The sequence below is a fragment of the Variovorax sp. P4_D9 genome (assembly GCF_056401695.1).
Genome location: NZ_JBFUIU010000532.1, coordinates 1 through 6,270, shown reverse-complemented (window position 1 = coordinate 6,270; position 6,270 = coordinate 1). Strand labels below are relative to the sequence as shown.

Annotated in this window: 5 protein-coding genes; 4 read left to right on the top strand and 1 reads right to left on the bottom strand. The window is 68.7% G+C overall.

What is annotated here, in order from left to right; genetic code table 11:
• The 4 genes from AC1DY5_RS37850 to AC1DY5_RS37835 all read left to right on the top strand — a co-directional run.
• Positions 1–1,113, top strand: a 1,113-nt coding sequence (locus AC1DY5_RS37850) for a hypothetical protein (protein WP_478119602.1), incomplete at its 5' end; no start/stop codon positions are given.
• 1 nt (position 1,114) lies between these two features.
• Positions 1,115–2,008 carry a DUF3237 domain-containing protein gene (locus tag AC1DY5_RS37845; protein WP_478119601.1) on the top strand — a complete coding sequence of 298 codons (894 nt, stop codon included), beginning with the start codon at positions 1,115–1,117 and terminating at the stop codon, positions 2,006–2,008.
• A 39-nt stretch (positions 2,009–2,047) separates the two neighbouring features.
• Complete coding sequence (locus AC1DY5_RS37840; protein WP_478119600.1) at positions 2,048–2,983, top strand: encapsulin; 936 nt, start codon at positions 2,048–2,050, stop codon at positions 2,981–2,983.
• Position 2,984: 1 nt separating this feature from the next.
• Positions 2,985–5,948, top strand: coding sequence for an FAD-dependent oxidoreductase (locus tag AC1DY5_RS37835; RefSeq protein ID WP_478119599.1), 2,964 nt, complete (start codon positions 2,985–2,987; stop codon positions 5,946–5,948).
• Between the two features lie 18 nt (positions 5,949–5,966).
• On the opposite strand, the gene AC1DY5_RS37830 is transcribed toward AC1DY5_RS37835, so the two are convergent.
• Positions 5,967–6,270 (bottom strand): hypothetical protein (locus AC1DY5_RS37830; RefSeq protein ID WP_478119598.1); only part of this gene is annotated, 304 nt, incomplete at its 5' end.

Here is a 6,270-nt window from a genome sequence, read left to right as displayed (position 1 = left end):
ACCCTGTACGGATGGGCCGCCCCGACGGTGGCGCAGGCCTGCGAGCGGGCGCGCAGCCTGAGCCATCGGCTCGATCGGCCCGACAGGCTCTACGAGCCGATCTGGGGCCTGTGGACCAACCTGTTCGTCGGCGGCCAGTTGGATCGCGCCCTCGAGACCGCGAACGAGGCGCTGTCGATGGCGCTCGCGAGCGGCGTGCCGATGCTCGAAGTGACAGGCCGGCATGCGGTCTCCTACACCCGCTATTACCGGGGGGAGTGGGCCGAATGCATCGAGCATGCCCAGGCCGGCATCGCGCTCTATGCGCTGGACCAGGAAAGAGCGCTCACCAACACCTTCCAGATCAGTTCCACCGTCAACCTGGTGGCGGGGCTGGCCAGCAGCCTGTGGATGATGGGCCACCAGGACCGGGGCCTGGCGGAGCTCGACCGCATGATCGCGATGGCGCGCGAGTTGGACCATCCTTCGGCGCTGAGCAATGCGCTCGGCGTCGCCTGCTACATGCTGACCTTCCACCACGACCCGCCGCGGATGCTCGGCCATGCCTCGGAAGTGAAGAGCTTCGCCCGCGCGGAAGGATGGGAGCTCTGGTACGCCGTCGGAGTGATGAGCAGCGGCTGGGCGCGCCTGCGCCTGGGCGACCGGGCCGATGGCCTGAGGGAGTTGTTCGAAGGCGTCGCTCTGTTCCGGGCCACGCGCTCGGACCTCATGGGGCCGACCGTCGCGGTGATCCACGCGGAAGGGCTTCGCGCGGCCGGCCGCGACGGCGAGGCGCTCGAGATGCTGGCCGCCACCGCCGAGACCGCTCAGCGGGGCCACGTCGGTGTGCTGCTGCCGGACGTCCACCGGCTGATAGGCGAGATCCATCTGCAGGCTGGGGCCCTGGCGCAGGCCGAGGCCGCCTTCGAACTGGCCCTGGAGACGGCGCGCTCGCAGCGTGCCCTGTCGCTGGAACTGCGGGCGGCGGTGTCCTGCCATGCCCTGTTGGAGAAGACCGGGCGGAGAGCCGAAGGCGTGGCGCTGGTGCGGCAGTGCTACGAGCGATTCACCGACAGTTTCGATCAGCCCGAGCTGCGCGCGGCTCGAGCGCTGCTCGAAGGCGGCGACCGCTGACATGAGTGCAACGCCGGGTCCGGTGGCTTTCGACACCTTGAGCCCGGAGGTGGCGGCTGGCACGCCGCTCGATGTCTGGTGGCAGCTGTCGCCCGCGCACCCGAGCCATCGGCTGGAGGTCGGGCGGCGCGTCAACGGCGTGCAGAAGACCCCGATTCGGGCGTGGCCCGACAGCCAGCGCTCCGACGCCGGCTCGCAGCGCTTCCGCGCGCTGCTGCCGCCCTGCGAAGTCGGCGACACGGTGGAGTACACGCCCGTGCTGTCCCGCGCCGGCCTGGTGGTCGCCGAGCTTCCGGTTCGCCGGCTGCGCGGTGTGCCGCGGCCCGCTGACTCCGGCGATGCCGTGCCGGCGCCCGCGTCCGCCACCGGCACGGCGCCGCGCTACGACTGGGGCGCGGACTTCCTGGGGGCCTTCACGGTCCAACTCGCGAAACCGCCCGAATCGTTCGGGCCGGCGCCGGACGGGCTGCACATCACCTTCTACATCGCCTCCGGTGAGATCCATGGCCCGCGGATCAACGCCCGCATCCGGGGCGAGGGCGGCGACTGGATGCTGGTGCGCCGCGACGGCGTGGGTGTTGCCGACGTCCGCATCACCTACGAAACCGACGACGGCGCACTGCTGCTGTCGCGCTACTACGGCATCTTCGACCTCGGACCCGGCGGCTACGAGCGCGCCCTGCGCAACGAATACGACCCGCTGCCCCCGCTGGTCCTGGCGCCGCAGTTCGTCACCTCGCACCCCGATTGGCTGTGGCTGAACCGGCTGCAGTGCCTCGCGGTCGGCCGGGTCACGATGGCCGACCTGCTGGTCCGCTTCGATCTCTATGCAATTCGGGTCGGGCAGCCGCTGCCGTCCTCGGGGCTGCCGCGCGCACCCGACGGCGCCTCCTGATTTAAACCGGTTCTCGAGGGCAACAAACAAGGAGTTGACATGGCGGATAACAACCAGCAGGTTCCATGGACCGACGAGCAGTGGGCTCGGGTGCGCAAGACGATCCAGGACGAGGCGGCTCGGGCTCGCGTCGGCGCGAGTTTCCTGCCCCTGGTCGGGCCGCTGCCGGGCAGCGCCGACTATGTGACGGCCGACACCATCAGTTACGTGGACAGCAAGGGGACACCCAAGCTGCAGATCGAGGACAAGACGACGGTCCAGCTGCCGACGCTGCAGGTACGCGTGTTCCTGCGCGGCGCGCAGATGGCGGATCCGGACATGGACAGCGCATTGCAGCTGTTCCGGCGGGCGGCAAATATCCTGGCGCGGCTGGAGGACAACATCGTGTTCGGCGGCCTCGCCGGCCCGGGCGAATTGCCTCCGACGGCGTCGGCGGTGGCGCAAGTGCTAGGCGGCGAGCTGACCAAGGGCCTGCTGCAGGCAAATCCTCCGGACGAAGCGCATTTCGTCGGCCCGAGAGGCAACCAGGACCGACTGGTGCCCGCCGTATCGGCCTGCATCAGCCAGCTCGAGGCGGACGGCCACTTCGGACCTTTTGCGGTGGTGTTCGGGCATGGTTTCTTCACCGAGGTCCAGACACCCGATCCCGGGTCCCTGGTGCTGCCGCAGGATCGCATCATTCCGTTCCTCGGCGGCGGGCCGCTGCTGCGCACGTCGACGCTGCCCGCGGAGTCCGGCGTCGTGGTGGCGTTGGGGGCCGCTCCGGTCGAGCTCGTCGTCGCCACCGACGTCTCGCTCAACTTCCTGCAGGTCACCGACGAGCCCCAGTTCGTCTTCCGCGTCTACGAGAAGATCCTGCTGCGCATCAAGGAGCCCAAGGCGGTCAAGGTGATCCGAGTCAAGGACAACAAGGCGTACGAACCGGGAAAGGTCGGGCAACCGAAAGCAGACCCGGGCGACAAGAACAAAGCCTGAGATGAAGCCTGAAAGGGTCGTCATCCTCGGCGGTGGCGTGGCCGGCATGAGCGCCGCGCACGAGCTGATCGAGCGCGGGTTCGAAGTGGTCGTGCTCGAGCGCCGCGACATCGCGGGCGGCAAGGCGCGCAGCATTCCGGTGAGCGACAACGACGACGGCGGCGCCGGCCACGAGCTGGCCGACCGCGGCGTGGCCGACATCGAGCACCGCCTGCCCGGCGAGCACGGCTTCCGCTTCTTTCCGGGCTTCTACAAGCACGTGGTCGACACCATGCGGCGCATCCCGTCCTACGACGGACGCCCGGTGGCGGACCATCTGGTGGCGACCACGCGCGTCGGCTTCACGCAGTACGACCAACCAACCTTCGAGGTGCCGGCCAACTTTCCGCAGACGCCGGGCGATGCCGGAACGGTGCTGCGCGACATCCTGCTCGCCTTTGGTCCGATCACCGGGCTCACGCCCGACGACCTGGCCTTCTTCGGCTCGCGGATCTGGCAGATCATGACCTCGTGCGAGCAGCGCCGGCTCGACGAATACGAGGGCATCAGCTGGTGGGATTTCATTGGTGCGGAGCAACGCTCGACGGCCTACAAGAAGTTTCTCGGCGATGGCATCACGCGTTCGCTCGTGGCGGCCAAGGCGCGGCGAGCCAGCGCGCGGACCATCGGCGACATCTTCACGCAGTTGATGCTGACGATCGTCAACCCGACGGGCGGATCGACCGACCGGGTGCTGGACGGCCCGACCAACCTGATCTGGATCGACCCCTGGCTCAGCTGGCTGCAGTCGCGCGGCGTGCAATACCACTTCAATGCCGAGGTCGAGCAGATCCTCTGCGCGGGCGACAAGGTGAGCGGCATCGTGGTGATGGAGAAGGGCGTTCGCACCGTCGTGCACGGCGACCACTACATCGCCGCCGTGCCGCTGGAACGCATGGCCTTGCTGGTGAACGACGACCTGCTCGCCGCCGACGCCTCGCTCGCCAACCTGCGAACGCTGGCGCCGAACGTCGAATGGATGAATGGCGTGCAGTACTACCTGTACCGCGACGTGCCCGAGGTGCATGGCCACGTGATCCACATCGACAGCGAGTGGGCGTTGACCAGCATTTCCCAGTTCCCGTTCTGGCGCAGCGTGGTGCCGACGATGCTCGCCTGCGGCCACGTCAAGGACATCATCTCGGTCGATGTCTCCGACTGGACCGCACCGGGGCCGGACGGGCGGCCTGCGATGCAGTGCTCGCGCGAAGAAGTGGCCCGCGAGACCTGGCGCCAGTTGAAGCGCTCGCTCAACACCGAGCGGGAGATCCTGCGCGATGAAGACCTGCATTCCTGGTTCCTCGATTCGGACACCGCGCCCGATCCCACGCGCCCGGGCTTTCTCGCCAACGCCGAACCGCTGCTCGTGAACCTGGTCGATACCTGGGCCCTGCGGCCCAACGCCGCCACCGGCCTGTCGAACCTGTTCCTGGCCTCCGACTACGTGCGCACGCACACCGATCTGGCGACGATGGAGGGGGCCAACGAGGCGGCGCGGCGGGCGGTCAATTCGCTGCTCGATGCGGTGGCCTTCGCCGGGCCGCGCTGCGAGGTCTGGCCGCTGCAGGAAGTGGAAGTGCTGACGCCCTGGCGGCTGCACGATGCCGCACGCCACCGGGCCGGGCTGCCCTGGGATGCCTCGCTCACGCAAGTGGCCTTGCAGGCGCTGCGCGCGGCGTCGCCGCTGCTCGACCAGGTGCGCCCGCTGATGGCGGCGATGACGCCGTTCGCGACGCCGGTGGCCGATGCGCTCGATGCCGCCGACCTGGGGGTACAGGGATCCGGCGCTGCCCTCGGTGCCGATCCGGCGGTCCGGAAGGGGTCCGCCTACGTGCCGGCGCCGCTTGAAAACGCATTGCGGGTTACCGACCGCGTGCCCGGCATCGGCGATATCACGGGCCCGGGCGGCTTCGTCGAACGGCTGGCCTGGTACCGCGGCCTGATCACCGAGACGCTCGAGTCCGGCGTGCCCGACTGGGAGCCGCAGACCCACCTGTACGCGCTGGTGAAGGATTTCATGTCGCGCTCTGGCAAGGGCCTGCGGCCGGCCCTGTGCATCGCCACCACGCGTGCATTGGGCGGGCGTGCCGAGCATGCGCTGCCCGCCGCCGCCGGTATCGAGATGCTGCACAACGCCTTTCTCGTCCACGACGACATCGAGGACGGCAGCGAGTCCCGGCGGGGCGTGCCCACCATGCACCGCCGGGCCGGCATTCCGCTGGCCGTCAACACCGGCGACGCGATGAACGCGCTGGCGATGCGGCTGATGCGCCGCAGCGGTGAGTTCGTGGGTCCGGCCGGCGCCTTGCGCATCCTGGGCGAAATCGACCACATGCTGATGGAAACGCTCGAGGGCCAGGCAATGGAACTCGGCTGGGTGCGCGACAACAACCTCACCGTCGGCACCGACGACTATCTGCGCCTGGCGCTAAAGAAGACCGCCTGGTACAGCTTCATCCATCCGTTGCGGATCGGTGCGCTGGTGGCCGACCCCGAGGATCCGAAGCTCGACCGCTTCGACCGCTTCGGCTATCTGCTCGGCCTGGCCTTCCAGATCACGGACGACGTGCTCAACCTGAGCGGCGACGAGGCGCGCTACGGCAAAGAGATCGACGGCGACCTGTGGGAGGGCAAGCGCACGCTGGTGCTGACGCATGCGTTGTCGCGCGCCAGCCGGACTGAGCGCGACTGGATGAGCGGTTTTCTGGCCCGCCCGCGCGAGCGCCGGCTGCCGCGCGAGGTGCTTCGGCTGCACGACATCGTGGCGGGGACGGGCAGCATCGAATGGGCGAGGCAATCCGCAGTCGCGCTGGCCGACGCCGCGGCGAAGGAGTTCGATGTGTCGGCCTTTGCGGGCGTCCCGCCGGGTCCCGACCTGGACTGGCTGCGTGCCAGCATCGGCTACCTGGTGCAGCGCGATTCGTAACGCCGGCTTTTTTTCGGATCAGTGGGCATCCGCCAACGCCTCGACGACGGCGAAGTCGCCGGGCGCGAGCAGCACGGGGATGTGGGGTGCAGCCGAATAGCGGGCCAGCGCCCTGGCCTCGATCAGGCCGAAGTGCGCCTGGCAGGCGCGGAGCAGGCTGATTTCGTCGGCGCCGGCGCCAAAGTGCTGGTGCAGCGCACAGTCGGAGATGCGGGCCATGATGCGAGGTCCATCGAAACCGTCAGGATAGATCGCGAACCTGACGCTGTCCGTGTCGGGACAATGGATAGCTTCGCAGTTCATGTCGTGCTCCTTTTTGCTT

Bases quoted from the DNA above. Each gene is read 5' to 3' on its own strand.
- AC1DY5_RS37845 (WP_478119601.1), top strand. From the start codon at position 1,115: ATGAGTGCAACGCCGGGTCCGGTGGCTTTCGACACCTTGAGCCCGGAG.
- AC1DY5_RS37840 (WP_478119600.1), top strand. From the start codon at position 2,048: ATGGCGGATAACAACCAGCAGGTTCCATGGACCGACGAGCAGTGGGCT.
- AC1DY5_RS37835 (WP_478119599.1), top strand. From the start codon at position 2,985: ATGAAGCCTGAAAGGGTCGTCATCCTCGGCGGTGGCGTGGCCGGCATG.